The 25,844-nt window shown below is 54.8% G+C and carries 22 protein-coding genes; 9 read left to right on the top strand and 13 right to left on the bottom strand.

Annotated elements, in window-relative coordinates:
• Position 1: 1 nt before the first annotated feature.
• The 8 genes from WFN75_RS10940 to WFN75_RS10905 all read right to left on the bottom strand — a co-directional run bounded on the left by WFN75_RS10940 (position 2) and on the right by WFN75_RS10905 (position 10,076).
• Entirely contained in the window at positions 2-1,027 is a 1,026-nt protein-coding gene (locus tag WFN75_RS10940) for an ABC transporter permease (protein WP_046884719.1), read from the bottom strand.
• The gene (locus tag WFN75_RS10935) at positions 1,027-2,121 is read right to left on the bottom strand and encodes a microcin C ABC transporter permease YejB (RefSeq protein WP_336996153.1); all 1,095 of its coding nucleotides are present in this window, start codon (positions 2,119-2,121) and stop codon (positions 1,027-1,029) included. The genes WFN75_RS10940 and WFN75_RS10935 overlap by 1 nt, the downstream gene beginning before the upstream one ends.
• 8 nt (positions 2,122-2,129) lie before the next feature.
• Positions 2,130-3,935: an extracellular solute-binding protein gene (locus WFN75_RS10930; protein ID WP_336996152.1), complete on the bottom strand. Its 1,806-nt coding sequence runs from the start codon at positions 3,933-3,935 to the stop codon at positions 2,130-2,132.
• Between the two features lie 77 nt (positions 3,936-4,012).
• Complete coding sequence (locus tag WFN75_RS10925) at positions 4,013-5,569, bottom strand: cyclic di-GMP phosphodiesterase (RefSeq protein WP_336996255.1); 1,557 nt, start codon at positions 5,567-5,569, stop codon at positions 4,013-4,015.
• A 197-nt stretch (positions 5,570-5,766) separates the two neighbouring features.
• The gene (gene mepS, locus WFN75_RS10920; RefSeq protein WP_040074767.1) at positions 5,767-6,336 is read right to left on the bottom strand and encodes a bifunctional murein DD-endopeptidase/murein LD-carboxypeptidase; all 570 of its coding nucleotides are present in this window, start codon (positions 6,334-6,336) and stop codon (positions 5,767-5,769) included.
• 411 nt (positions 6,337-6,747) lie between these two features.
• Positions 6,748-7,464, bottom strand: coding sequence for a phosphatase PAP2 family protein (locus tag WFN75_RS10915; RefSeq protein ID WP_212477817.1), 717 nt, complete (start codon positions 7,462-7,464; stop codon positions 6,748-6,750).
• A gap of 33 nt (positions 7,465-7,497) precedes the next feature.
• The gene (locus WFN75_RS10910; protein WP_336996151.1) at positions 7,498-8,484 is read right to left on the bottom strand and encodes a CobW family GTP-binding protein; all 987 of its coding nucleotides are present in this window, start codon (positions 8,482-8,484) and stop codon (positions 7,498-7,500) included.
• Positions 8,485-8,603: 119 nt separating this feature from the next.
• Complete coding sequence (locus tag WFN75_RS10905; protein ID WP_336996150.1) at positions 8,604-10,076, bottom strand: mannitol dehydrogenase family protein; 1,473 nt, start codon at positions 10,074-10,076, stop codon at positions 8,604-8,606.
• Positions 10,077-10,282: 206 nt separating this feature from the next.
• Here WFN75_RS10905 and uxuA point away from each other — a divergent pair, with 206 nt between their 5' ends.
• On the top strand, positions 10,283-11,473 hold the full coding sequence (gene uxuA, locus WFN75_RS10900) for a mannonate dehydratase (RefSeq protein WP_040074771.1): 1,191 nt from the start codon (positions 10,283-10,285) through the stop codon (positions 11,471-11,473).
• 33 nt (positions 11,474-11,506) lie between these two features.
• Here the strand turns inward: uxuA and yeiP are convergent, their stop codons facing one another.
• The gene (yeiP, locus tag WFN75_RS10895) at positions 11,507-12,079 is read right to left on the bottom strand and encodes an elongation factor P-like protein YeiP (protein ID WP_040074772.1); all 573 of its coding nucleotides are present in this window, start codon (positions 12,077-12,079) and stop codon (positions 11,507-11,509) included.
• A gap of 164 nt (positions 12,080-12,243) precedes the next feature.
• Here yeiP and WFN75_RS10890 point away from each other — a divergent pair, with 164 nt between their 5' ends.
• On the top strand, positions 12,244-12,498 hold the full coding sequence (locus WFN75_RS10890) for a YkgJ family cysteine cluster protein (RefSeq protein ID WP_046884725.1): 255 nt from the start codon (positions 12,244-12,246) through the stop codon (positions 12,496-12,498).
• On the opposite strand, the gene setB is transcribed toward WFN75_RS10890, so the two are convergent.
• Entirely contained in the window at positions 12,495-13,676 is a 1,182-nt protein-coding gene (gene setB, locus WFN75_RS10885) for a sugar efflux transporter SetB (RefSeq protein ID WP_336996149.1), read from the bottom strand. The genes WFN75_RS10890 and setB overlap by 4 nt on opposite strands.
• Before the next feature lie 366 nt (positions 13,677-14,042).
• Between setB and fruB the strand changes: the two genes are divergently transcribed.
• The 3 genes from fruB to fruA are packed head-to-tail and all read left to right on the top strand — an operon-like array spanning position 14,043 to position 17,813.
• Entirely contained in the window at positions 14,043-15,173 is a 1,131-nt protein-coding gene (gene fruB, locus WFN75_RS10880) for a fused PTS fructose transporter subunit IIA/HPr protein (protein ID WP_336996148.1), read from the top strand.
• Complete coding sequence (gene fruK, locus WFN75_RS10875; RefSeq protein WP_040074777.1) at positions 15,173-16,111, top strand: 1-phosphofructokinase; 939 nt, start codon at positions 15,173-15,175, stop codon at positions 16,109-16,111. The genes fruB and fruK overlap by 1 nt, the downstream gene beginning before the upstream one ends.
• 16 nt (positions 16,112-16,127) lie before the next feature.
• Positions 16,128-17,813: a PTS fructose transporter subunit IIBC gene (fruA, locus tag WFN75_RS10870; RefSeq protein WP_336996147.1), complete on the top strand. Its 1,686-nt coding sequence runs from the start codon at positions 16,128-16,130 to the stop codon at positions 17,811-17,813.
• A 192-nt stretch (positions 17,814-18,005) separates the two neighbouring features.
• Here fruA and WFN75_RS10865 read toward each other — a convergent pair whose 3' ends face one another.
• The gene (locus WFN75_RS10865; RefSeq protein ID WP_046884729.1) at positions 18,006-18,704 is read right to left on the bottom strand and encodes a transcriptional regulator YeiL; all 699 of its coding nucleotides are present in this window, start codon (positions 18,702-18,704) and stop codon (positions 18,006-18,008) included.
• Between the two features lie 127 nt (positions 18,705-18,831).
• On the opposite strand from WFN75_RS10865, the gene rihB reads away from it, so the two are divergent.
• Both rihB and WFN75_RS10855 read left to right on the top strand, forming a co-directional pair.
• Positions 18,832-19,764 (top strand): ribosylpyrimidine nucleosidase, encoded by a 933-nt coding sequence (gene rihB / locus WFN75_RS10860; RefSeq protein WP_336996146.1) that lies wholly within the window; start codon positions 18,832-18,834, stop codon positions 19,762-19,764.
• Positions 19,765-19,879: 115 nt separating this feature from the next.
• The gene (locus tag WFN75_RS10855) at positions 19,880-21,133 is read left to right on the top strand and encodes a NupC/NupG family nucleoside CNT transporter (RefSeq protein WP_040074783.1); all 1,254 of its coding nucleotides are present in this window, start codon (positions 19,880-19,882) and stop codon (positions 21,131-21,133) included.
• Between the two features lie 79 nt (positions 21,134-21,212).
• Here the strand turns inward: WFN75_RS10855 and nfo are convergent, their stop codons facing one another.
• Together nfo and WFN75_RS10845 are read right to left on the bottom strand one after the other, a co-directional pair.
• Positions 21,213-22,076: a deoxyribonuclease IV gene (nfo, locus tag WFN75_RS10850; protein ID WP_336996145.1), complete on the bottom strand. Its 864-nt coding sequence runs from the start codon at positions 22,074-22,076 to the stop codon at positions 21,213-21,215.
• 77 nt (positions 22,077-22,153) lie between these two features.
• Positions 22,154-23,200 carry a YeiH family protein gene (locus WFN75_RS10845; protein ID WP_336996144.1) on the bottom strand — a complete coding sequence of 349 codons (1,047 nt, stop codon included), beginning with the start codon at positions 23,198-23,200 and terminating at the stop codon, positions 22,154-22,156.
• Positions 23,201-23,325: 125 nt separating this feature from the next.
• Here WFN75_RS10845 and yieE point away from each other — a divergent pair, with 125 nt between their 5' ends.
• Positions 23,326-24,192 (top strand): DNA-binding transcriptional regulator YeiE, encoded by an 867-nt coding sequence (gene yieE / locus WFN75_RS10840; RefSeq protein WP_336996143.1) that lies wholly within the window; start codon positions 23,326-23,328, stop codon positions 24,190-24,192.
• Between the two features lie 155 nt (positions 24,193-24,347).
• Complete coding sequence (locus WFN75_RS10835; protein WP_040074787.1) at positions 24,348-25,817, top strand: amino acid permease; 1,470 nt, start codon at positions 24,348-24,350, stop codon at positions 25,815-25,817.
• The last annotated feature ends 27 nt before the right edge of the window (positions 25,818-25,844 follow it).

The raw sequence follows: 25,844 nt of genomic DNA, 5'->3' as shown, positions 1-25,844 counted from the left end.
GTTACACCGCCTTGTTGGGGTCGAAGGCATCGCGTACCGCTTCGCCAATAAAGATCAGTAACGACAGCAGCAATGCCACCGAGATAAACGCGGTGATCCCAAGCCATGGCGCCTGTAGGTTATTTTTGCCCTGCAATAACAGTTCCCCCAGCGATGGCGATCCCAGCGGCAGGCCGAAACCGAGAAAATCGAGAGAGGTCAGGGTAGTGATGGAGCTGCACATAATAAACGGCAGGAAGGTGAGGGTAGCCACCATCGCATTGGGCAGAATGTGGCGGAAAATAATTCCCCGATCGCCCACGCCCAGCGCCTGCGCGGCACGGATATAATCAAAATTACGGGTACGCAAAAACTCAGCCCGTACTACGCCGACCAGCGCCATCCAGCCGAACAGCACGGTGATGGCGAGTAACCACCAGAAATTCGGCTGCACTACGCTTGAGAGCAGAATGATCAGAAACAGGGTCGGCATGCCCGACCACACCTCAATAAAACGCTGTCCCCAGAGGTCGATTTTGCCGCCGTAATAGCCCTGAAGGGCGCCCGCCAGTATCCCCAGAACGCTAGAGAAAAGGGTTAATAGCAGGCCGAACAGAATCGAGATGCGGGTGCCATAGAGAATGCGAGCCAGTACGTCGCCGCCGTTGGCATCGGTGCCTAACCAGTTCTGACTGGAGGGGGGAGAAGGAAAGGGACGGGTAGTGGCAAAGTTAATGCTGGTGGCGCCAAAACGAACCGGCGCCCACAGCGCCCAGCCGTGGTTATCGAGCTGCGCGCGTAGCCACGGATCCTGATAATCTGCCGGGGTGGCGAACGGGCCGCCGAAGTCGCTCTCACTGTAGTTATTTATCGCTGGCAGATACCAGCGGTCGTTAAAATGGACCAGTAGTGGCTTGTCGTTAGCCACCAGTTCAGAGAACAGGCTCAGAATAAAGATCACCGCAAAGATCCACAGCGACCAGTAGCCGCGGCGGTTGTGGCGAAAACGGGCCCAGCGGGCCTGGTTTATGGGGCTTAGGCGTAGCATCAGCGGCCCTCAAAATCGATGCGTGGGTCGACCAGCGTATAGCTGATATCACTGATGATATTCAGCAGCAGGCCAATCAGGGTGAAGATATAGAGCGTGCCGAACATCACCGGGTAGTCACGGGAGAGCGTCGCTTCGTAGCCCAGCAGGCCGAGGCCGTTCAGGGAGAACATCACCTCTATGAGCAGCGAGCCGGTGAAGAACATGCTGATAAAGGTGGCCGGAAAACCGGCGATGACCAGCAGCATGGCGTTGCGAAATATATGCCGCCACAGAATTTTGCGCTCGCTCACCCCTTTCGCCCGGGCGGTGACCACATACTGTTTGCGGATCTCATCAAGAAACGAGTTTTTGGTCAGCATGGTGAGCGCGGCGAAGCCGCCAATGACCGTGGCCAGCACCGGCAAGGTGATATGCCAGAGGTAATCCGTCACTTTCTGGTACCAGGGCAGAGAGTCAAAATCCGCCGAGACCAGCCCGCGCAGCGGGAAAAGGTCGTAATAGCTGCCTCCGGCACAGAGGACGATCAACACTACGGCGAAAAGGAAGGCCGGAATAGCATAGCCGATAATGATAAAGGTACTGCTCCAGGTATCGAAACGGCTGCCGTTATAAACCGCCTTGCGAATACCCAGCGGGATAGAGACCAGGTAGATAATCAAGGTACCCCATAGCCCCAGGGTGATGGAGACGGGCAGACTCTCCTTGATCAGTTGCAATACCGAGGCGCTGCGGAACAGGCTATTACCAAAATCGAAGCGCGCGTAATCCCACAACATTTTGAAATAGCGTTCATGCAGCGGTTTATCGAAACCGTAGCGCTGAGTGATCTCGGCGATCACCTCCGGATCGAGGCCGCATCCGCCGCGATAGTGACTGTCACTGATATTACCCACGCCGGTACGGGCATGGCTGGCGCGCATCCCTTCGCCACCCCCACCGGGCAGGCTGTTGCTGCTACCCATTTCGATAGCGGCTATGGCCTGATCCACCGGACCACCGGGGGCAATCTGCACGATAAAAAAGTTGATAGTTATGATGGCCCACAGGGTGGGGATCACCAGTAATAAGCGACGAATCAGATAAGCGCCCATAACATTCCTTACCGTCGCTCGGCGGGTAATTTCGCCGCTTTGTTCACGTCATACCACCAGTTTTCAAAACCGAGGGCGTAGACCGGACGTACCGCCGGGTGAGAAAATTTATCCCAGCTGGCGACACGATCCTGTGCCATATACCACATGGGCAGCATGTAATAGTTCCAGGTCAGAACCCGGTCGAGCGCCCGCCCGAGCGGCAGCAATTTCTCTTTATCGCCCTGGGCGTCAACGATCCGGGCGATAAGCGCGTCGAGGGCCGGGCTTTTTACTCCCGGGGAGTTATAGGTGGAGTCGATATATGCCGAAGCCCAGGAGAGCTGCAGATCGGAGCTTGGCCATGGCATCGCCCGCCACAGGCGCGGCATCATATCGTAATCGCGGCTACGCATACGGTTAGTGATTTGCGAATTATCGACCTGGCGAATCGTCATCGTCACGCCCAGGCGTTCGAGATTGTGCTGGAACGGCAACACCCACTGATTATTGCCGCCGGAGGGAAGGAGCAGCTCAAAGGTGAGCGGTTTCCCGGTCTGGATATTAACGCGTTTCTGATTTTTCAGCGTCCAGCCTGCCTCATCCAGCAATTTACTGGCTTTAAGCAGGTTGTTACGATCGTAGCCGTCGCCCTTTGACACCGGCGGCTGATAGACGGAGGTAAAGACCTCGGCCGGGATTTCACCCTTGAGTGGAGCGAGCAGCGTCAGTTCAGCGGCGTCCGGATACCCTGTTGCGGCGTACTCCGTATTTTGAAAATAGCTGTTCACCCGGCTGTAAGCACCGTAGAAGAGCGCTTTATTCATCCATTCAAAGTCGAAGGCGAGGGTAATGGCTTCGCGCACGCGTCGGTCGGTAAAGACGGGACGCTGGATATTAAACGCCAGCCAGCGGGTGTCCTGCGCCGAATCGCTCTTAAACTCATCTTTAACGATATAGCCGCGCTCGAAATTTCTGCCGGTGTAGCGGGTGGCCCAGTTTTTGGCGCTGCTCTCAAGGCGCATATCAAATGCCCCGGCCTTGAAGGCCTCAAAGGCGACATTATCGTCCAGATAATAGTCATAGCGCAGGGTGTCGAAGTTCCAGCGGCCGCGGTTAACAGGCAGGTCGGCGGCCCAGTAATCTTTTACCCGTGACCAGATGACATACTGCCCCATACGCCAGCTGGTAATGCGATACGGGCCGCTGGCCAGCGGCGGCGTGGAGATAGGATCGCTGAGTTTATGATTTTTCCAGAATTTCTCTGGCATCACCGGCAGGGAGAAGAGGCTCAGCATATCCTCTTTATTGGGCTTCGCCAGCTCAATACGCACCGTAAGCGGCGCGATGGCTTTAACGGTGGTGCCTTTATAGACCAGTCGGAACTGGGGGACCCCTTCAGTCATAAATTTATGAAAGGTAAACTCGACGTCACGGGCGCTGACCGGTGTCCCATCATGAAAGCGCGCTTTCGGATTGATTGTAAGTTCCACCCAGGAATAATCATCAGCGTAGCGTGCAAACTCAGCGACCAGAGGATAGTAGCTGCCGGGTTCATCGTCGGAGGTGGTGAAGAGGGGATCGTAAAGTGATTCAGTGCGTTCGGCGGCCACGCCGCGCAGAGCATAGCGGTTGAAGTTATCAAAGGTACCGATAACGGAAAGGGTAGCCTTTCCCCCTTTTGGCGCCGCCGGGTTGACGTAATCGTAGTGATCGAAATTGATGGCGTATTTCGGCTCGCCGATGACGGCGAACGCGTAGCTCTCTTTGATGGTCTGCGCCTGACAGAATCCACTCAGCGCTACAAGCAGTAGCATCATTACGCGCAATATCATTCCGCTACGCATTCCTTATTATTAACTGGCCACCCGATGATCATTGAATAATAAGTGACGAGGCGACCGTTGTGCAATTATTCACGACTGAGCCCGGGATCTTCTTGCCACGTCAGCAGCGCGTCCAGCGGCATAGGGCGACTAATCCAGTATCCTTGTAAGAAATTGACGCCATGTTCCCGCAGCCACTTTGCCTGCTCGACTGTTTCTACCCCTTCCGCCACGGTGACCATATTTAGCCGGCGCGCCAGGGTAATGACCGCGTCGAGGACGGGGGAGGTAACCGTTTCCATACCGATGGTGTTGACGAACCCACGATCGATTTTGAGATAGTCCATCGAGAAGCGCTCAAGATAGATGAGCGCGCTATGCCCGGTACCAAAGTCATCAATCGCCACTTCAAAGCCTTCATGATGAAGCCAGTCGAACAGCCGGGCCGCTTCGCTGTGTTGCAGCATATTGCGCTCGGTAATTTCAAGCACGACCTGGAAGTGATTCGGCGGTAGCGAGGCGGCAAATTTGCGCATGTCTTCTTTAAAACTTTCGGCATGCAGGTGGCCTGGAGCAATATTGATCCCCAGTTTTGCACCCGGCGGTAGCCGTTTTTTCAACATTGGCGCATCGCGCAGTATCAGGTCAAAGAGGTGAAGCGTCAGCGGGACGATCAACTTTTGTGCTTCAGCAAAGTTGATAAAAGCATCAGGCGGGATCTCTCCGGCACCCGGATGACGCCAGCGCATGAGTACCTCTACGCCAGTCATTTTTAGATCGTTGGCATCTACAACCGGCTGATAGACCACATAAAACTGATCCTGCTTAATGGCCGTCAGGATCTCTTTTCTTGGGTTAGCCCGCGCCATCGACAGGTAGTAGCAGACAACCGCACTGCTGATGCCGCAAATCACGCCAAACAGTAATGCAAACAGCAAGTCTTCTCGCGTCCAGGCTTCGGCGTAGAGATTTATTTGCAGCGGCAACTCTTCAATGCGGGTGGACCGTATGGGTGGCGTAGTTAATTCGTTGGTATGCAGCAGGTGATCGGCATAGGTTGAAAAGGCGGTGTTTCCTACCACCAGCGCAATGGCCGCAAACTCATCCTGACGGGCGGTATATAAAAGGTAAGGGGTCAGGTTGAGGTTAATTGACGTAAAAATGCCGCCATCGTTTACCAGCGGGTTACGGTACCACAGCACAATGGCGGATTTATTCGGCATCATTGGGGTGCCGGGGACCAGCGCCATATCGATTGGCTTTTTCAGATCAATTTCGGGAACCAGATCCGCAAGGGGGGTGTTCATCGGCCCGGTGGCCGAAGAGCAAAAAGCGATTTTGTCTTTCACCAGCAGAAATGCGCGAACGTTCAGGCTAAAGGCCGCGCGCGAGGTCAGCTCTGAACCCACATCCTCACATCTATTCAAAGTCATGGGTTGCAACTGGTCGACAGAGGTACGCAGCTCGGTGAAATAGCTCTCCATATACAGTCGAAGATCGACAATCAGGTTATCGAACCTTACCGCGCGTTTATGGTAACTGGAAAAAAATTGCAAACCGCCGCAGAGCAGGGCGATAAACAGGCCGGTAAGAAGGCTAATGATCAGCACCTTACGGCGGGATGAAAAGTAGCGGGTGAACATTGATGTCATCAGATCCTGATTTGCCGCCCCCGTCTTCATGACGGCTAAATTCATGCAGTTACACGACTATAGCCTGGATTGGCTTTGCCAGAGAAAGGTTACGCTCTCTTGCCTGGCGATGAAACAAAAAAAGCACCGCCGTAGCAGTGCTTTATTCAACGTGTTGTCAGCCAAGGGTAACGGACAACACGCATCGATTAACTCCGCGTCAGTACACGGCGCGCTTCATTGTAGCGCTTCTTCCAGTAAGGCTCGTTCATACTGGAGATCATCACACCGTTGCTGGTGGATGCGTGGACGAACTGATCATTACCGATATAGATGCCGACGTGTCGGCCGGTCGAACCTGCGCGGAACAGGACTAAATCGCCGGTGCGTAAGCTGGTACGCGAAATCGACTTGCCCATCTCCTGCTGTTCATAGGTTGAACGCGGAAGTTCTAAACCAAACTGCTCACGGAAAGTACGCTGTACGAAACCGGAACAATCAATACCTTTTTTGGTGCTGCCACCCAGGCGGTAACGAACGCCTTTCCAGCTGGCATACTGGTCCATAAGTCGGGATTTCACATCCAGATTACGTACCATTGTCTCAAATTCATCCTGAGAGGCTTGCAGTGAAGAGGCGTCTTCTGACCCCACAACACGCGTCTCAGGATGCATATTCTTCGCGGTATTCGTTGTGCTACAAGCAGAAAGCAGAACCGCAACTGCAATCGCCGGGATCCCCCGCAAGATATATCTCAAAATCGGTTGAGATTTGACCATTTTGTTTATTTTCCCTTGAAGTCCTTAACGATCAATATCGTTATAAAAATGCCAAACGTGACGAGACTAATTACCTGCGCACTTTGAGACAATTCTTTATGGTCAAATCTGTGGCGAATCGCACAAATTTTTCTGCATTAGAAATAATTACGGTGCTGGGTAAAACGAGTCTGAGAGTAACCGATTGCCGAACCCATTGCGAGTAAAAAAAGCCAATTTTTTATAAGTATTTGTGATAGCCAAATCAGGCTGATGGGAAAGGGAAATGAGGGGAGAAATCAGGCTAAAAATCACACAACTGATTCATTTGTAAGCCGATTAATGTTACAGCATGATGACATAATGTAAATTAAGCAGCCGTTAAATCGTCAGGGATCGATAACGATCCCTGACGGCGCTTAATAATTTCGGTTAGTTATTTGTTTTATTTTTGTTGAATTTATGAGGTAAATAACGATCGAACACGGCGATTAATTTATCACTTAATGGAGTCATCAGACACCAGGGAAGACCAATCAGCGCCACAGAGAGCGACCCGACAGCAATATCGGTGAACCAGTGGGCGCCAATCATGACCCGCGGGAAAGCAAAGACCATAAAGATAATCAGGGCAACCATAAAGGCTTTACGACCGAAATAGCGCCATACTACTGCCGCAAAAATAAGCAGCATCATCCCGTGATCGCCAGGGAAACTGTCTTTCGAGGCGTCTTTCGTTGAAATATGCAGCAATTCGCTAACGCGATAAATATCAGAAAACCAGAGCGTAGGACTCGAACGTTTCACCGGAATAAGGGCAGATGCCAGTTGATTCAGCACCACGGCGATCAATAACATTACCAACCCGATAATAATAATGCGCCGACGTCCTTCTGCCGATGCCTGGCGCCAGAACCAGAGAAGCAGACAGCCCATCGCCAGTAACGAACATCCGTCAAAAGCACGATTATTGGTGATGGCGACCAGCCACAGGAAGGCACGACTCTCCACCAGCTTATGGTTAAAGAAGTGGAAGATGCCACTGTCCAGCGGGAACCAGAAGCCGTGGTTAACCGGCAGGTACCATGAGAAGAAGAGCGCCAGGCCAGCGACATTAAGCAGTATTATCTGGGGGAATCGTGTTTTCATCATCGTTTACTAAGCTAAGAAGTCCGGGCAACGTTAGTTGTCGGAAGTTAAACGAAGCTTCAACAGACTAGCCTGAAGTGCGTTCCAGTCGGTATTTACCGCACTAATTAGCTCTATACGACTGTCCGGCGGAGCCACTCCCTGGGTTTCGATGAAGTAATCTTCCCCCTGGCGATTAATCCGCACCAGGCCATCTGGCGTGCGCATCACCCCTTTAACGCGATCAACCGGCGCCAGTCGCGCCCATTCCAGCAGACCGATAGTGTCGAAACAGGTGTCAGCGTCAAAAATCCATCCGCACGCCTGATGGCCCTGGCCGCTATTGAGGTTACGCCGCCAGCGCTGGTGGGCAGGCAGGCTCAGGGCGGCAAGCCCTTTCTGATCGCGATGGGAATGGTTGTGTTCCGCGCTGGCAGGCAGTTCCACCGTATTCAGGCGCGGCAGATCTAACAAGGCGATATCGATATTGCCCTGCGTTGCGTACTGCAACTGACGCTCCCCGCCGACGTGTTGCCACCAAATCTGAAGCGCTTCACAGCTTTCTGGCGTCGCCCGGTCTTCTTTGTTGGCAATGATAATATCGGCAGAAGCCAGCTGATCGCGGAAGTTGTCATTTTGTACCGCTTTTTCGTCCAGCAGCTGACGCGGGTCGAGCACGCATAGCGTCGCACGCAGATCGATCCAGGGTTCATAAACCGGCGAGGTGAGCAGGTCGAGGATCTGCTTTGGATGGCCGAGGCCAGTGGGCTCGATGAGCAGTCGGTCGGGTTTACCCTGTCGCAGAAGCGTGTTCAGGCCAACCTGCATCGGCAGACCATTGACACAACACATGCAGCCTCCGGGTATCTCTTTGATCATCGCGCCGCTGTCGGCCAGCAGCGCGCCATCGATACCCACTTCGCCAAATTCATTGACCAGTACGGCCCATTTTTCGGCAGGATCTTTATTGGCCAGCAGATGCAAAATTGAGGTGGTTTTGCCGCTGCCGAGAAAACCGGTGATCAGGTTAGTCTTGGTCACATGTGCTCCAGGAGTGATAACTGTAATCTTATAACAATTATCAATAATCCTGGCTGAAAAGAACAGTCATGAGAAGAGGTCACGCGAACGGAACCCTATTCCGTCCGCGTAAACCGCCATTATTGGGAAAGGTTTAGCGTATCAATGATTGCCTGGCGGGCGCCGGTGTGCTGAATACGCTGGTAAGCGTTGCTGACGGCGTCAACAAACCCGGCATCCTGCGGCAGATCCTCGCCAAAAATTTCGCTCAGGCCAAGCAGCGCCTGCACGCGCGTCTGCTCGGTACTGCTGTCGACGATAGCGCGGATTTTGTCGCTCAGGGGATCGCGTACGTCGATGGCCTGACCCGCATCATCCACGCCGCTGACGTAACGCATCCAGCCCGCTACGCCAAGCGCCAGCAGTGGCCACGGGGTGCCGCGCTGCAGGTGCACGCGGATCCCTTCCAGCATGCGCTGAGGCAGCTTCTGGCTGCCATCCATCGCAATCTGCCATGTACGGTGCTGCAGGGCCGGGTTGGTAAAACGGTCGATCAGACTGTCGGCATACGCATCCAGATCCACACCGGTAATGCGCAGGGTAGGGGCTTGTTCGGTCAGCATCAGCTGACGGGCAGCCTTGCGCAAAGCCTCGTCCTGCATGCAGTCGCTGATATGGGCAAACCCGCTGAGATAACCCAGCCAGGCGAGGAAAGAGTGGCTGCCATTAAGCATTCGCAGCTTCATCTGCTCCCAGGGCAACACATCCTGCACAAGCTGAACGCCCGCGGCTTCCCACGCCGGGCGACCGGCCACAAAATTATCTTCAACCACCCACTGGATAAAGGGCTCACAGCTGATGGCGCAGGGATCATCCACACCCAGCACGTCAGCAATTTCCGCAAGGGAGGCGTCGGTCGCTGCAGGAACAATGCGATCCACCATCGTCCCCGGGAAGCTAACATGTTTCGCAATCCACTCAGCCAGTTCCGGCGAGCGTTTCTGCGCCATGCCCAGCACCGCATTTTTCACTACATGACCGTTATCGGGGATGTTATCGCAGGAGAGTACGCTGAAGGGCGTCAGGCCGCGTTCGCGACGACGGTGTAACGCTTCGACCAGAATACCCGGCGCCGAGTGTGGCTCAGTGGGATTTTCCAGATCGTGAAGAATACGTTCGTTCTGCACATCCAGTTTGCCGGTGGCAGGATCAATGCAGTAACCCTTTTCCGTAATGGTCAGAGAGACGATCGCCACCTGCGGTTCACAGAACTTCTCAATAATGGCGGCCAGCGAATCAAGCTTCGCGTTCAGGCACTCATGCACCGCGCCGACGATGATGGGTTGATTCCCATCCGCCCCTTTTTCCAGCACGGTAAACAGGTGATCCTGCGCGCGCAGCTGGCTCATCAGCTTATCGCCGCTAAACAGGCTAATCTCACAGATACCCCAGTCGCCGCCCTCGGAATTCAGCACGCGATCGGTTAACAGCGCCTGATGCGCGCGATGAAAAGCACCAAATCCAAAATGGACGATGCGGGAGCGCAGTTGCTGACGATCGTACTGGGGCTGCTTAACGTTAGCGGGCAGCGTAATAGAGGCAATTGTCTTCATGAAATACACACCTAATTAACCGTTAATTAACAATGTCAGTCTAAAGTTATATGACAGCAATTTAAATTGGTGAGCCGTAAATATGCGGGAACTGTGAGTTTGATCAATCAATGAGGCGAGGCGCGTTGACCCGGCGCGTTAGACATGTATGGTAGTCGTCATTGCGTCACATTATATTGGTATAACAACTTTGCGAGGATGAAGCGATGGAACAAACCTGGCGTTGGTATGGCCCGAACGATCCGGTTTCTCTTGATGACGTGCGCCAGGCAGGCGCGACCGGCGTGGTGACCGCGCTGCATCATATTCCTAACGGTGAGGTATGGCCGGTAGAAGAGATTAAACAGCGCCAGAAGCTGCTGGCCGAAAAAGGGCTCACCTGGTCTGTCGTTGAAAGCATTCCGGTGCACGAAGAGATCAAAACTCATTCCGGGCAGTGCGCGACCTGGATTGCCAACTATCAGCAGAGCATTCGTAATCTGGCGGCCTGCGGTATTGATACGGTCTGCTACAACTTTATGCCTATCCTCGACTGGACGCGCACCGATCTGGAATACGAATTGCCGGATGGCTCCAAAGCACTGCGCTTTGATCAGATCGCCTTCGCCGCATTTGAGCTGCATATTCTGAAGCGTGAAGGCGCAGCAGCCGATTACAGCCCTGAAGAGCAGCAACAAGCCCAGGCATGGTTTAATGCGGCCAGCGCGGCAGAAATTGAAAAATTGACCCGCAATATTATTGCCGGCCTGCCGGGCGCTGAAGAGGGCTATACCCTCGACCAGTTCCGCGCGCGTCTGGCGGAGTATGGCAATATCGATAAAGCGCAGCTGCGGGAAAACATGGCCCACTTCCTGCGCGCTATCGTCCCGGTGGCAGAAGAAGCGGGCGTGCGTCTGGCAGTCCATCCGGACGATCCACCGCGTCCAATTCTCGGTCTGCCGCGTATTGTCTCTACCATTGAAGATATGCAGTGGCTGAAAGAGACCGTCGACAGCATCAACAATGGCTTCACCATGTGTACCGGCTCCTACGGCGTGCGTGCCGATAACGATCTGGTGCGGATGATCGAAACCTTTGGTGACCGTATTCACTTTACTCACCTGCGCGCTACCTGCCGGGAAGAGAATCCAAAAACCTTCCACGAAGCCGCGCATCTGGGCGGTGACGTGAATATGGTGGCGGTGGTGGACGCTATCCTCAGTGAAGAGCAACGCCGCAAGAAAGCGGGCGATGTGCGACCGATTCCATTCCGTCCCGATCACGGCCATCAAATGCTGGATGACCTGCGTAAGAAAACCAATCCTGGCTATTCGGCGATTGGGCGACTGAAGGGGATGGCGGAAGTGCGTGGCGTGGAATTGGCGCTAAAAATGACCAAATATCCCGAACTGCTGTAAAAAAGAAACCCGGCGAAAGCCGGGTTTTTTGTCTTAGTCTGCACGACCCATATAACGTTTTTCTTCGATATGGATACGGATCTTCTCGCCAGCGGAGAGGTACTCCGGAACCTGCACCACCAGGCCGGTGGTCAGCGTCGCCGGTTTGTTACGGGCGCTGGCTGAAGCCCCTTTGATGCCCGGTGCGGTCTCAACGATTTCCAGATCAACGGTCTGCGGCAGCTCAAGCGCCAGCAGCTGGCCGTCCCAGGTCAGTACCTGCATATCCGGCATGCCGCCTTCAGGCATAAACTGCAGCTCGTCTGCGATCTGATCTTTGGTGAAGATATACGGGGTGTAATCTTCTTTATCCATAAACACGTATTCGTTGCCATCAATATAAGAGAAGTCAACGAAGCGGCGGGTCAGGGTCACGGTATCGACGATATCGTCGCCTTTAAAGCGCTCTTCCACTTTAAGACCGGTGCGGACATCGGAGAAACGCATTTTATACAGCGTCGCTGCGCCACGGGCGCTCGGTGCCTGGATATCAATATCCTTCACAATCAGCAGTTTGCTGTTGTAGTTCAGCACCATACCTTTTTTAATTTCGTTCGCTCTTGGCATTGCAGTAATCCTGTTAACGGGGAGGTCAAAAATATCGCGTCAAAGTACTCGCGCGCGGGCTTTCAGGCAAGAGGAATTCGTGGGTTTTGCTATCAATACATAAAAGGTGTTACTGTGCGCGCCACGCCCGCTCTGCGGGTTCTCGTCAGGGTAAGAGTGCCTTTATGGAATGCCGTCCAGACTGTGGAGCGTGCTGCACTGCACCCTCCATTACCAGCCCGATTCCCGGCATGCCCAACGGCAAGCCGGCGAATACACCGTGCGTACAGCTGGATGCGCAGCAGCGCTGTAAGATTTTTGGCTCACCGCTACGCCCAAAAGTCTGCGCCGGCCTGCAGCCCGCCGCCGATATGTGTGGCAGTTCGCGCCAGCAGGCGATGACCTGGCTGCTGGAGCTGGAGGCGCTGACCGCGCCTTAAATGTCTTTTATGCGCGTCAGGCAAACGCAGGTGATCACGCACATCGCCAGCGCTATCCAGAAGACCGCGTGATAGCTCCAGATCTCGGCCACCACACCGGCCATCGAGCCCGCGATGATCCAGCCCACGCGCGTCGTATTGGTATAAAGCGTGGTGGCTGCCCCCGCCTGGCCGGGCATTAAATCCTGAAAATAGAGCATGCCGATCCCCGCCAGAATGCCGATATAAATCGCATTGAGCAGTTGTAACCCCAGCAACAATGCCGGTGAGCTGGCGGTCAGCATCCCGATATAGAACAGCAGTCCTGCTACGGCGGCAATGCGCATCAGAAAGCGTTTGCCGAAGCGCCTGGCGTAATAGCCGGCAATCAGCATGGTCGGGATTTCCAGCCCCGCCGCCGCGCCCATCATGATGCCCGCCAGTTTTTCCGACAGATGCAGTTCATTAATAATAAACAGCGGCATATTGATGATGTACAGACTGTTAGTACCCCACATCAATGTGCAGATAATAAACAGCAGCAGGGCGTCGCGGCGGTTACGACGCGGGGCTTCCAGCGTACCGGTCGCCAGCTTCGGCTCTTTACGCATAGAGGGTAAAAAGAACCATACCATCAGGCCGCAAATGATGTACGCCGCTGCGGCGCTGAGATACATCACCGTAAAGCCAAAACCCATCGCCAGGGCGTAAGCCAGCGGCGGACCTATCACCCAGGCCAGCGAAACCTGGGCACGCAATATTGAACTGAACATCACCGCTTCACGCCCGGTGCGATCCGCATGTTCGCGGGCGAGGGCAAACATCTGCGGGTTAGCCGTAGAGCCAAAACTCCCCAAAAAGACGCCAACGAACAACAAAATGAAGTAATTACGGTTCCAGGCAAATAGCAGGCAGGCGAACACGCCCAGCAGACAACAGAAGACGATCAAGCTTTTGCGATCGCCCTTTTTGTCTGAGCGACCCGCCAAAAACTGGCTAACAAAAATGCCGATGATGGCGCTGCCGGTAAAAAAGAAGCCAACCATCGCCGGACGAGCATGCACTTCCGTGGTCAGGAACAGGCTCAGCGTAGGGGTTTGCAGTGCACCGGCAATACCGGTGAGGAAGGCCACAATCAAAAACGCCGATGACGTCAAATCAAACGATTTTTGCCTGGCGGCAGCGGGAGTCGTATGCATGTTTCTGTATCAGTAATATGAAGAGAGGCGGAGTTTACGCCGCTTGTCAGAAAATGAACAGATGCGCACTCTTATTACCACAAAAAATCAAAATGGCATTTCATATTGCCGCTGCGCTTGCTGAAGCTGCTGAAGTAAAGCGCGCTGGTCTCTTTTATTGCCCGCGAAAGAGGACGGAATGTTGCAAAAATGTGCTGCAACTCTAAATTCCGAAAGCTGAAACGTAACTTTACTTGCAAGGATGGCGATAAAAAGCAAGACTTCTTGAAACGTTTCAGCGCTAATTGGTTGATCTAATACAAACGGATTGGCGCCTATTTTCACATTTAAGCTGAAACGATTCAATTTCAGCAGGAGTGGAGAGCTATGTTCCAGTTATCCGTACAGGACATTCATCCGGGCGAACAGGCCGGTAATAAAGAAGAGGCCATCCGGCAGATCGCTGCCGCGCTGGTGCAGTCTGGCAATGTTGCCGCTGGCTATGTTGATGGCATGCTGGCGCGTGAGCAGCAGACCTCAACCTTCCTCGGCAATGGCATCGCCATTCCCCATGGCACCACCGATACCCGCGATCAGGTTCTGAAGACCGGTGTGCAGGTATATCAATTCCCGCAGGGCGTGCTCTGGGGCGAAGGGCAGGTGGCGTATGTCGCCATCGGTATCGCCGCCAGCAGTGACGAACATCTGGGCCTGCTGCGTCAACTGACGCACGTGCTGAGCGATGACGCAGTGGCGGAACAACTGAAAACTGCCACCACCGCTGAAGAGCTGCGAGCACTGCTGATGGGTGAAAAGCAGAGCGAAGCGCTGAAGCTGGATAACGCGACGCTGTCGCTGGATGTGGTCGCCTCCGATCTGGTGACGCTGCAGGCGATGAACGCCGCACGTCTGAAAGAGGCGGGCGCGGTCGACACAGCATTTGTCACCCATACCATAACGGACAAGCCGCTGAACCTGGGCCAGGGCGTCTGGCTGAACGACAGTGCTGAAGGCAATCTGCGCAGCGCTGTTGCCGTCAGCCGTGCGGCCTCCGCATTTGATGTTGAAGGTGAGAAAGCAGCCCTGCTGGTGACCGTCGCGATGGCCGATGACCAGCCGGTTGCCGTGCTCAAACGCCTGAGCGATCTGCTGCTGATCAACAAAGCTGACAAATTGCTGAACGCGGATGCCGCGACCCTGCTGGCGCTGCTGACCAGCGATGACGCGCTGACCGACGACCTGCTCAGTGCAGAGTACGTGGTGCGTAACGAACACGGTCTGCATGCCCGCCCGGGCACCATGCTGGTTAATACCATCAAGCAGTTTGAAAGCGACATCACCGTCACTAACCTCGACGGCAGCGGTAAGCCCGCTAATGGCCGTAGCCTGATGAAAGTGGTCGCACTGGGCGTGAAAAAAGGCCATCGCCTGCGCTTCACCGCCCAGGGTGCCGATGCTGAACAGGCGCTGAAAGCCATTGGCGATGCCATCGCGGCAGGTCTGGGGGAGGGCGCATAATGAGCAGACGTGTTGCAACGATTACGCTGAACCCGGCTTACGACCTGGTAGGATTCTGCCCGGAGATTGAGCGCGGCGAAGTCAACCTGGTGCGGACCACTGGCCTGCATGCGGCAGGTAAAGGGATCAATGTGGCGAAGGTGCTGAAAGATCTGGGCATCGATGTCACCGTAGGCGGCTTCCTGGGCAAAGATAACCAGGACGGCTTTCAGCAGTTGTTCAGCGAACTGGGCATTGCTAACCGTTTCCAGATTGTGCAGGGCCGTACCCGCATCAACGTGAAGCTGACCGAGAAAGACGGTGAAGTGACCGACCTGAACTTCTCCGGCTTCGAAGTGACGCAGTCAGACTGGGAACGTTTTGTTAACGACTCGCTCTCCTGGCTGGGCCAGTTCGACATGGTATGCGTCAGCGGCAGTCTGCCGTCGGGCGTCAGCCCGGAAGCCTTTACCGACTGGATGACGCGTCTGCGCAGCCAGTGCCCGTGTATTATTTTCGACAGCAGCCGTGATGCGCTGGTTGCAGGCCTTAAAGCCGCACCATGGCTGGTAAAACCAAATCGTCGCGAACTGGAAATCTGGGCTGGCCGTAAGCTGCCAGAATTGAAAGATGTGATTGATGCTGCCCATGCGCTGCGTGAACAGGGTATCGCTCATGTGGTGATTTCATTGGGTGCAGAAGGCGCGCTGTGGGTTAACGCGTCTGGCGAATGGATTGCCAAACCACCGTCGATGGAAGTGGTAAGCACCGTTGGCGCAGGGGATTCCATGGTAGGTGGGCTGATTTACGGCCTGCTGATGCGTGAATCCAGTGAACACACGTTACGTCTTGCTACCGCTGTTGCTGCCCTGGCCGTGAGCCAGAGCAATGTCGGTATTACCGATCGTACCCAGTTAGCCGCGATGATGGCGCGCGTTGACTTAAAACCCTTTAACTAACAGCAGGAGAGGCATAATGAAAACGCTGCTGATTATCGACTCTGCTCTCGGACAGGCCCGCGCCTATATGGCAAAGACACTGCTGGGCGCGGCGGCACACAAAGCACATCTGGATATCCTGGACAACCCGAACGATGCCGAACTGGTGATCGTTCTGGGCGACACCATTCCTGCTGACAGCGCGCTGAACGGCAAAAAGGTGTGGCTGGGCGATATCAATCGCGCGGTTGCCCACCCGGAGCTGTTCCTGAGCGAAGCGAAGGATCACGCCTCGGTCTATACCCTGCCAGCGGCAACGGCACCGGCCCTGAGCGGCGGTCCGAAACGCGTGGTGGCGGTGACAGCCTGTCCAACGGGCGTGGCACACACTTTCATGGCGGCTGAAGCCATTGAAACCGAAGCCAAAAAACGTGGCTGGTGGGTAAAAGTTGAAACCCGCGGCTCCGTGGGTGCAGGCAATGCCATCACCCCCGAAGAGGTGGCTGAAGCGGATCTGGTGATCGTGGCGGCAGACATCGAAGTGGATCTGGCGAAATTCGCCGGAAAACCGATGTACCGTACCTCTACTGGTCTGGCGTTGAAGAAGACCGCGCAGGAGTTCGATAAGGCCGTAGCAGAAGCGAAGCCGTATCAGGCGGCGGGCGGTGCCCAGGGCGCGACGGAAACCAAAAAAGAGTCTGCTGGCGCTTATCGTCACCTGCTGACCGGGGTTTCCTATATGCTGCCGATGGTGGTGGCTGGTGGTCTGTGTATCGCACTCTCCTTCGCTTTCGGTATCGAAGCCTTTAAAGAGCCGAACACGCTGGCTGCGGCGCTGATGCAAATTGGTGGGGGTTCTGCCTTCGCGCTGATGGTACCTGTCCTGGCAGGTTATATCGCCTTCTCTATCGCGGATCGTCCGGGTCTGACTCCAGGTCTTATTGGCGGTATGTTGGCTGTAAGCACCGGTTCAGGTTTCATCGGCGGGATCATCGCGGGCTTCCTGGCCGGTTATGTTGCGAAGCTAATTAGTTCGAAGTTGAAATTGCCGCAGAGTATGGAAGCGCTGAAGCCGATCCTGATCATTCCGCTGCTTTCAAGCCTGGTGGTGGGTCTGGGAATGATCTACCTGATCGGTAAGCCGGTCGCGGGTATCCTCGAAGGCCTGACCCACTGGCTGCAAACCATGGGCACTGCCAATGCGGTACTGCTGGGCGCAATCCTCGGTGGCATGATGTGTACCGATATGGGCGGCCCGGTGAACAAAGCGGCCTATGCGTTTGGTGTTGGCCTGCTGAGTACCCAGACTTACGCGCCGATGGCTGCCATTATGGCTGCCGGTATGGTGCCACCGCTGGCGCTGGGCCTGGCGACTATTATTGCCCGCCGTAAATTCGATAAGGCACAACAGGAAGGCGGCAAAGCAGCGCTGATTCTCGGTCTGTGCTTCATCACCGAAGGTGCCATTCCGTTCGCTGCGCGTGACCCAATGCGCGTTCTGCCTTGCTGTATCGCGGGTGGTGCAGTAACCGGTGCTATCTCTATGGCCATTGGTGCGAAGCTGATGGCACCGCACGGCGGTCTGTTTGTCCTGCTGATCCCTGGGGCGATCACGCCGGTGCTGGGTTACCTGCTGGCGATTATCGCCGGTACCCTGGTGGCGGGCCTCTCTTACGCGGTGCTGAAGCGCCCGGAAGCGGAAGCAGTTGCCAAAGCGGCTTAAACCCGCTCACGCATAAAGGCAGAGGTGACTCTGCCTTTTTTTCATCTCAAAAACGCGGCGTCGGCCGCGTTTTTTTATGGCCTGACAAAAGGCCTTTTTTCCTCCGGACATATCGCTATTCCGCACTCACCTCGTCTGGGGTAGGGGTGGCAGAGTCGATCGGCGTAATATAACGAGAAAGGCGTGAAGCGGTTAACGTAATAATTCAGAGAAATTATTTTCGGGATCCATCTCCCGCGCCAGATTAAGCAGTCTGGATTTATTTTTGATGATATAGCCCGCTTTTTGCTTTATCAGTACACCTTCCTGAGTGAACTGCGCAATAACATAAAGAAGATGACGGTAGGAGACCCCCATATATTCGGCCGCCTGCGTATGTTTTTCGCGATAGATATCACAATTCTGCGTCAATAAAATAAAGGCCGCCAGTCGATTAATCAGCGGGAAAGACTGATTTTGGGTAAGCGAAACAATATTGCGATAATTTTTGCGACTTAGCGCAATGCACAAATGCCGTAAAAATGTTGCATCATTCAACAATAAGGGGCGGTACTGCTTCATCGGCAACGCCAGACACCAGCACGCTTCAATAGCCTGAACAGCCCGGGGTTCGTGATCCGCGTCAACTAATTCAATTTCGCCAATAAAACAGGGTGCAGTAAAGAAATCGATCAGCGACACCCGCCCGTTGGCTGAGGTGGCGTACAGTCTGGCGCGTCCGCGCACGAGATAGAAGAGCCAGGCAGGTTGTTGGCCTACTCTCACAATCTCCTCACCTGCTGCGACCTCAAACAAGCGGGTATCCCGCAAAATATCCACGGAAAACCGTTCCTTATATCCTGACTGCAGAATCAGTTCCTGTTTAACAACCTCATTGTGGATCTCTTTCACGGCCCATTCCTGATGTGAGATTTCTCATATTTAGCATACGTTCTCCGTTGTTAACATTCAATCGTCGACACTCCCCACCTTAATGACTGAAATGAATTTAACGCAACAGCGAACCGAGGAAATAAAAATGGAAAAAAGAAAGATCATTCTTGATTGCGATCCAGGCCATGACGATGCTATTGCGATAATGCTGGCAGCAAGGCATCCGGCTATCGATTTATTAGGGATAACGATTGTTGCCGGTAATCAGACGCTGGATAAAACATTAGTCAATGGATTAAATGTCTGTCAGACATTAGATATACATGTTCCGGTCTATGCGGGTATGCCGCAGCCGATAATGCGCCAGCAAATCGTTGCCGATAATATCCATGGCGAAACGGGTCTGGATGGCCCGGTATTTGCTCCGTTGACCCGCAAAGCGGAAAATACGCATGCCGTAAAATTCATTATCGATACGCTGATGGCAAGCGAAGGGGATATCACCCTGGTGCCCGTCGGTCCGCTGAGCAATATTGCGGTGGCGATGCGTATGCAGCCCGCCATTGTGCCCAAAATCCGTGAGATTGTGCTGATGGGCGGGGCCTACGGCACCGGTAATTTCACCCCATCCGCTGAGTTTAATATCTTTGCCGATCCGGAAGCGGCCCGCGTTGTCTTCACCTCCGGCGTGCCGCTGGTGATGATGGGGCTGGATCTGACTAACCAGACGGTCTGCACTGCCGACGTGATCGCCAGAATGGAAAAAGCGGGGGGACCGGCCGGCAAGCTCTTCAGAGACATCATGAACTTTACCCTCAAAACCCAGTATGAAAACTATGGCTTAGCGGGCGGCCCGGTACACGACGCCACCTGTATTGCTTACCTCATCAACCCTGCCGGCATTAAAACCCAGGAGATGTACGTCGAAATCGACGTCAACAGTGGCCCTTGCTATGGACGTACAGTGTGCGATGAGCTGGGCGTTCTCGGCAAACCGGCGAACACCAAAGTGGGCATCACCATCGACACCCACTGGTTCTGGGACTTAGTGGAAGAGTGTGTACGTAAGTACCACTAATCCCCTGGGCGTGCGGCGTGACAGCCATTGCGCAAAGCGCCATCGCTGTCACACCCAACGGGCAGCAAGCGGTAGCCCGCAACAAAATCAGACCTGGCCGTAAGAGAAAATCATTATGGACGTCATGAGAAGTGTTCTGGGTATGGTGGTATTACTGGCAATCGCGTTTCTGCTGTCAGTGAATAAAAAGCGTATTAGTCTGCGCACGGTAGGGGCGGCGTTGCTGCTGCAAATCGCCATCGGCGGCATCATGCTCTATTTTCCACCCGGGAAGTGGCTGGCAGAAAAGGCTGCCTACGGCATCCACAAAGTGATGACCTATAGCGATGCCGGTAGCGCCTTTATCTTTGGCTCGCTGGTCGGGCCCAAGATGGACAAAGTCTTTGATGGCGCCGGCTTTGTGTTTGCCTTTCGCGTGCTGCCCGCCATTATTTTTATCACCGCGCTGGTCAGCCTGCTCTATTACATTGGCGTAATGGGCTTCCTGATTCGTCTTCTTGGAGGGATTTTCCAGAAAGCGCTTAATATCAGCAAAATCGAATCCTTTGTCGCGGTCACCACCATTTTCCTCGGGCAGAACGAGATCCCGGCGATCGTGAAGCCTTTTATGGAGCGTCTTAACCGCAATGAGCTTTTTACCGCGATCTGTAGCGGGATGGCGTCGATCGCGGGTTCGACAATGATTGGCTACGCCGCTTTAGGGGTACCCATTGGTTACCTGCTAGCCGCCTCGCTGATGGCAATCCCGGGCGGCATTCTCTTTGCTCGCCTGCTGAGCCCGGCGACGGAGGCCTCGCAGGTATCGTTTGATAACCTTTCGTTTACCGAAACGCCGCCCAAAAGCATTATTGAAGCGGCCGCCAGCGGGGCGATGACCGGGCTGAAAATCGCCGCCGGCGTGGCGACGGTGGTCATGGCCTTTGTGGCCATTATCGCCATGATCAACGGGATTATTGGCGGTATTGGCGGTTGGTTTGGTTTCGGCGGGGCGACCCTGGAGGGGATTTTTGGCTACGCGCTGGCGCCGCTGGCATGGTTGATGGGGGTCGACTGGAGCGATGCGCATCTGGCCGGTAGCCTGATTGGTCAGAAGCTGGCGATAAACGAATTTGTCGCTTATCTCCACTTCTCGCCCTGGCTACAAACTGCCGGTCAGCTGGATGTGAAGACCATCGCCATTATATCGTTTGCACTGTGCGGGTTTGCGAATTTCGGATCGATTGGGGTCGTGGTCGGGGCGTTTTCTGCCGTTTCCCCCCGACGCGCGCCGGAAATTGCGCAGTTGGGGTTGCGGGCACTGGCCGCCGCCACGCTCTCTAATCTGATGAGCGCCACCATTGCGGGTTTCTTTATTGGTCTGGCTGGGTAAGAGTCGCGCCGCGTAAGCGGCGCGATAGTCGATCGAAATGGGCCTGCGGCCAGAGGACGTTATCAGCAGGCTCCGGGGCTTAAGCTGACGCCGTTGCCTCCGCCGTTTGCTGTGCCTTCAGCCAGGCAATCTCTTCGGCCCAGATATCCGGATTAATGGTCTCCAGAACCATGGGAATGCCGTCGAAGCGGGCGTCCTGCATAATAAAGCGGAACGCATCATGGCCGATATTGCCTTCACCCAGGCTGTGATGGCGGTCAACGCGGCTACCAAAGGCGCTTTTCGCATCGTTCAGGTGCATACCGCGCAGATACTGGAAGCCGACGATACGCTCGAATTCTGCGAAGGTTTTTTCGGTCTCTTCGGTAGTACGGAGATCGTAGCCTGCGGCAAAGGCGTGACAGGTATCGATACACACCCCCACGCGGGTTTTGTCCTCAACCCCGGCGATAATCTCGGCCAGCTGTTCGAATTTAAACCCGAGGTTGCTGCCCTGACCGGCCGTGTTTTCGATGACGGCGGTCACCCCTTGCGTTTTGTCCAGCGCGATATTAATGGACTCAGCGATGCGTGCCAGACAGGTGGATTCGTCGATTTGCGACAAGTGGCTACCAGGGTGGAAGTTCAGCAAGGTCAGGCCAAGCTGTTCGCAGCGCTGCATCTCATCAATGAACGCGTCGCGAGATTTATCGAGAGCCTCCTGGACCGGATGACCTAAATTAATCAGATAGCTGTCATGCGGCAGAATTTGGCCGGGACCAAAGTGGTATTTCTCACACGCGGCTTTGAAATCATCAATCACTTGTGTGGAGAGCGGGGCGGCGCGCCACTGGCGCTGATTTTTGGTGAACAGGGCGAAAGCGGTCGCCTCAATTTCAGCAGCGCGAATGGCAGCATTAGCAAGACCGCCAGCTGCGCTGACGTGCGCTCCAACATATTTCATAAAGGGACTCCTGTTTAACCCGCCGGGGGAAAGCAAACGCTTATGATAGCGGGTTAACAGGAGAAGGATGTAGTGGTTTATGCCATCAGGCTATGAACCACCAGGTTGATGGCACCCCCGCCGACTATCAGCCAGATAAAGAGGATCAGCGCCATCAACAGCGGCTTAACGCCGGCCTTTTTCAGAGCACTGACGTGGGTTGTGACCCCCAGTGCTGCCATCGCCATCGCCAGCAGGACGGTATCCAGGGTGATCAGCATGTCCACCACCGCTTTCGGCAGCAGGTGTAAGGAGTTAAAGATAGCCACCACGATAAAGAGGATGGCGAACCACGGAATGGTGATTTTACCTTTCTGCGCCTGGCCCGCCGGTGCCAGCTGTTTAACCCTTGCTGCGAGGAAGATGAGGAACGGTGCCAGCATCATCACGCGCAGCATTTTGGCGATCACCGCCGCGTTTTCCGCCTCCGGATTGATAGCATGACCCGCAGCCACTACCTGAGCGACCTCGTGCATGGTCGAACCGATATAGATGCCGTAGTTTTCCGGGCTGAACCAGTGCGCCAGCAGGGGGTACATGGCCGGATAGAGGAAAATGGCCAGGGTACCGAATATCACCACGGTTGCCACGGCCACCGTCACTTTACTGGCCTCGGCTTTCACTACCGGCTCGGTCGCCAGCACCGCCGCCGCGCCGCAGATGCTGCTGCCTGCACCAATCAACCAGCTGGTGTGTTTATCCAGCCCGAACACTTTTTGTCCGATAAAGCAGGCCAGCATAAAGGTGCTGCTCAGCGTCAGCACATCTATGGCGATGCCGCTGACGCCCACGTCGGCAATCTGCGCAAAGGTGAGGCGAAAACCGTAGAGAATGATCCCCAGGCGTAGCAGGTGCTGTTTAGCAAAGATCACGCCGCCGTCACAGGCACGCCAGAGACGCGGGTACACCGTATTACCGACCACCATGCCAAATAAAATGGCCAGCGTCAGGGCGCTAAACCCGGCCCCCGCTACCGCAGGGATACTGCCACCCCAGAGTGCCGCGCCGGTGATGAGTGCGCTCAGGGCCAGACCCGGGGCGTAATGCCATACAGAACGATGATGCTGTGCAATCAGTGTCGTCATAATCTTCTCCTTTCTCTGGCTGGAGATTACGCCGCGCTGGTTTAAAAATAAAATTGATTATATATTTATAATTAATCTTTATAAGTGGTAAGCACCCCCTACTGACCCTACCGTGGAATGCGACTATGCACATTACCTTACGCCAGCTTGAAGTCTTTACCGAAGTGCTGAAAAGCGGCTCGACGACCCAGGCATCGCAGATGCTGGCGTTATCGCAATCTGCGGTCAGTGCGGCGCTCACCGACCTTGAAGGGCAACTCGGCGTGCAGCTTTTTGACAGGGTAGGGAAGCGGCTGGTGGTGAACGAGCATGGGCGGTTGCTCTACCCCCGGGCGCTGGCGTTGCTGGAGCAGACGGTCGAGATTGAGCAGTTGTTCCGGGAAGAGAACGGAGCCATTCGCGTTTCGGCGAGCAGTACGATTGGCAACTATATCCTGCCGGAGGTCATCGCCCGCTACCGCCGGGATTTCCCCGCCTTGCCGCTGGAGATGAGCGTAGGGAACAGCCAGGATGTGATTAACGCCATTATCGATTTTCGGGTCGATATCGGTCTGATCGAAGGGCCATGCCATAACGCGGATATTGTTGCTGAACCCTGGCTGGAAGATGAGCTGGTGGTCTTTGCTTCGCCAGCCTCTTCGCTGCTACAGGGGGAGGTAACGCTGGAACGGCTGGCGCAGGCGCCGTGGATTTTACGTGAGCATGGCTCGGGTACCCGTGAAATTGTCGATTATCTTCTGTTGTCGCATTTGCCGCAGTTTCATCTGGGCATGGAGCTTGGCAACTCGGAAGCCATCAAGCATGCGGTTCGCCATGGGTTGGGCATTAGCTGCCTTTCACGGCGGGTGATTGCCGAGCAACTGGAGAGCGGTTCGCTGGTGGAGATTGCGCTGCCCTTGCCAAAGCTGGTGCGCACGCTATGGTGCATTCGCCATCGTCAGAAACACCTTTCCAGCTCGCTACAACGCTTCCTGCGCTACTGCCAGCAGTAAGCACCAGTGGCCGGGGTGAAATCGGTCGAAACTCTGCTTTACTTATAATCCTGGACCGGTCATGAAGCTCTCTTATAACAGAGTATTTCTGCCGGAAGGAACGCGGATCCTCTGCTACAATCGCGCCTCATTTTTTGAATGGACAGCATTTTCATATGGTTTCCGAAACTAAAACCACAGAAGCGCCCGCGCTACGTCGCGAACTCAAGGCGCGTCACCTGACGATGATCGCCATTGGCGGTTCCATCGGTACAGGTCTTTTCGTTGCCTCTGGCGCAACGATTTCCGCGGCAGGCCCGGGTGGGGCACTCTTCTCTTATATTCTGATTGGCCTGATGGTCTATTTCCTGATGACCAGTCTCGGTGAACTGGCGGCCTATATGCCGGTTTCCGGTTCTTTCTCTACTTATGGGCAAAAGTACGTCGAGGAAGGCTTCGGCTTCGCGCTGGGCTGGAACTACTGGTACAACTGGGCGGTGACCATCGCTGTTGACCTCGTGGCGGCACAGCTGGTGATGACATGGTGGTTCCCGGACACGCCAGGTTGGATCTGGAGTGCGCTCTTCCTGGCCGTCATCTTCCTGCTGAACTTCATCTCGGTGCGCGGCTTTGGTGAGGCGGAATACTGGTTCTCCCTGATCAAAGTGGCGACCGTCATTATCTTTATCATTGTGGGTCTGGCGATGATCGTCGGCATCTTCAAGGGCAGCGAGCCTGCGGGCTGGAGCAACTGGGAGATTGGCGATGCGCCGTTTGCTGGCGGCCTCTCGGCAATGATTGGCGTGGCGATGATTGTAGGCTTCTCCTTCCAGGGTACCGAACTGATCGGTATCGCGGCGGGGGAGTCTGCCGACCCGGAGAAGAACATTCCCCGCGCGGTGCGGCAGGTGTTCTGGCGTATCCTGCTGTTCTACGTGTTCGCTATCCTGATCATCAGCCTGATCATTCCGTATACCGATCCAAGCCTGCTGCGTAATGATGTAAAAGATATCAGCGTCAGCCCGTTCACCCTGGTGTTCCAGCATGCGGGCCTGCTCTCTGCGGCGGCAATCATGAATGCGGTGATCCTGACGGCGGTGCTCTCTGCGGGTAACTCTGGCATGTATGCCTCAACCCGTATGCTCTACGCGCTGGCGTGCGACGGTAAAGCGCCGCGTATTTTCGCCAAACTGTCTCGCGGCGGTGTGCCACGTAACGCGCTGTTGGCCACTACCGTTATTGCCAGCCTGTGCTTCCTTACCTCGATGTTCGGTAACCAGACGGTCTACCTGTGGCTACTGAATACCTCCGGGATGACGGGCTTTATCGCCTGGCTGGGCATTGCCATTAGCCATTACCGTTTCCGTCGTGGCTATGTGAAACAGGGTCATGATATTAACGATCTGCCGTACCGATCCGGCTTCTTCCCGCTGGGTCCGATTTTTGCCTTCGTACTTTGCTTGATCATCACCCTGGGTCAGAACTACGAAGCCTTCCTGTCGGACACCATCGACTGGGGCGGTGTGATGGCGACCTATATCGGCATCCCGCTGTTCCTCATCATCTGGTTTGGTTACAAACTGGCGAAAGGAACGCGCTTCGTGCGCTACAGCGAAATGGAATTCCCGGGACGCGTTAAGAAATAATGTTCCGGCCATAAAAAAGCCCCCGGC

This window comes from Leclercia sp. UBA7405 (genome assembly GCF_037152215.1).
Classification (GTDB): Bacteria; Pseudomonadota; Gammaproteobacteria; order Enterobacterales; family Enterobacteriaceae; genus Enterobacter; species Enterobacter pneumoniae.
This window is presented reverse-complemented; position numbering and strand designations above follow the sequence as displayed.

Coding starts and splice junctions, on each gene's coding strand:
- WFN75_RS10940 (WP_046884719.1), bottom strand. CDS start 1,027: ATGCTACGCCTAAGCCCCATAAACCAGGCCCGCTGGGCCCGTTTTCGC.
- WFN75_RS10935 (WP_336996153.1), bottom strand. CDS start 2,121: ATGGGCGCTTATCTGATTCGTCGCTTATTACTGGTGATCCCCACCCTG.
- WFN75_RS10930 (WP_336996152.1), bottom strand. CDS start 3,935: ATGATATTGCGCGTAATGATGCTACTGCTTGTAGCGCTGAGTGGATTC.
- WFN75_RS10925 (WP_336996255.1), bottom strand. CDS start 5,569: ATGTTCACCCGCTACTTTTCATCCCGCCGTAAGGTGCTGATCATTAGC.
- mepS (WP_040074767.1), bottom strand. CDS start 6,336: ATGGTCAAATCTCAACCGATTTTGAGATATATCTTGCGGGGGATCCCG.
- WFN75_RS10915 (WP_212477817.1), bottom strand. CDS start 7,464: ATGAAAACACGATTCCCCCAGATAATACTGCTTAATGTCGCTGGCCTG.
- WFN75_RS10905 (WP_336996150.1), bottom strand. CDS start 10,076: ATGAAGACAATTGCCTCTATTACGCTGCCCGCTAACGTTAAGCAGCCC.
- uxuA (WP_040074771.1), top strand. CDS start 10,283: ATGGAACAAACCTGGCGTTGGTATGGCCCGAACGATCCGGTTTCTCTT.
- yeiP (WP_040074772.1), bottom strand. CDS start 12,079: ATGCCAAGAGCGAACGAAATTAAAAAAGGTATGGTGCTGAACTACAAC.
- WFN75_RS10890 (WP_046884725.1), top strand. CDS start 12,244: ATGGAATGCCGTCCAGACTGTGGAGCGTGCTGCACTGCACCCTCCATT.
- setB (WP_336996149.1), bottom strand. CDS start 13,676: ATGCATACGACTCCCGCTGCCGCCAGGCAAAAATCGTTTGATTTGACG.
- fruB (WP_336996148.1), top strand. CDS start 14,043: ATGTTCCAGTTATCCGTACAGGACATTCATCCGGGCGAACAGGCCGGT.
- fruK (WP_040074777.1), top strand. CDS start 15,173: ATGAGCAGACGTGTTGCAACGATTACGCTGAACCCGGCTTACGACCTG.
- fruA (WP_336996147.1), top strand. CDS start 16,128: ATGAAAACGCTGCTGATTATCGACTCTGCTCTCGGACAGGCCCGCGCC.
- rihB (WP_336996146.1), top strand. CDS start 18,832: ATGGAAAAAAGAAAGATCATTCTTGATTGCGATCCAGGCCATGACGAT.
- WFN75_RS10855 (WP_040074783.1), top strand. CDS start 19,880: ATGGACGTCATGAGAAGTGTTCTGGGTATGGTGGTATTACTGGCAATC.
- nfo (WP_336996145.1), bottom strand. CDS start 22,076: ATGAAATATGTTGGAGCGCACGTCAGCGCAGCTGGCGGTCTTGCTAAT.
- WFN75_RS10845 (WP_336996144.1), bottom strand. CDS start 23,200: ATGACGACACTGATTGCACAGCATCATCGTTCTGTATGGCATTACGCC.
- yieE (WP_336996143.1), top strand. CDS start 23,326: ATGCACATTACCTTACGCCAGCTTGAAGTCTTTACCGAAGTGCTGAAA.
- WFN75_RS10835 (WP_040074787.1), top strand. CDS start 24,348: ATGGTTTCCGAAACTAAAACCACAGAAGCGCCCGCGCTACGTCGCGAA.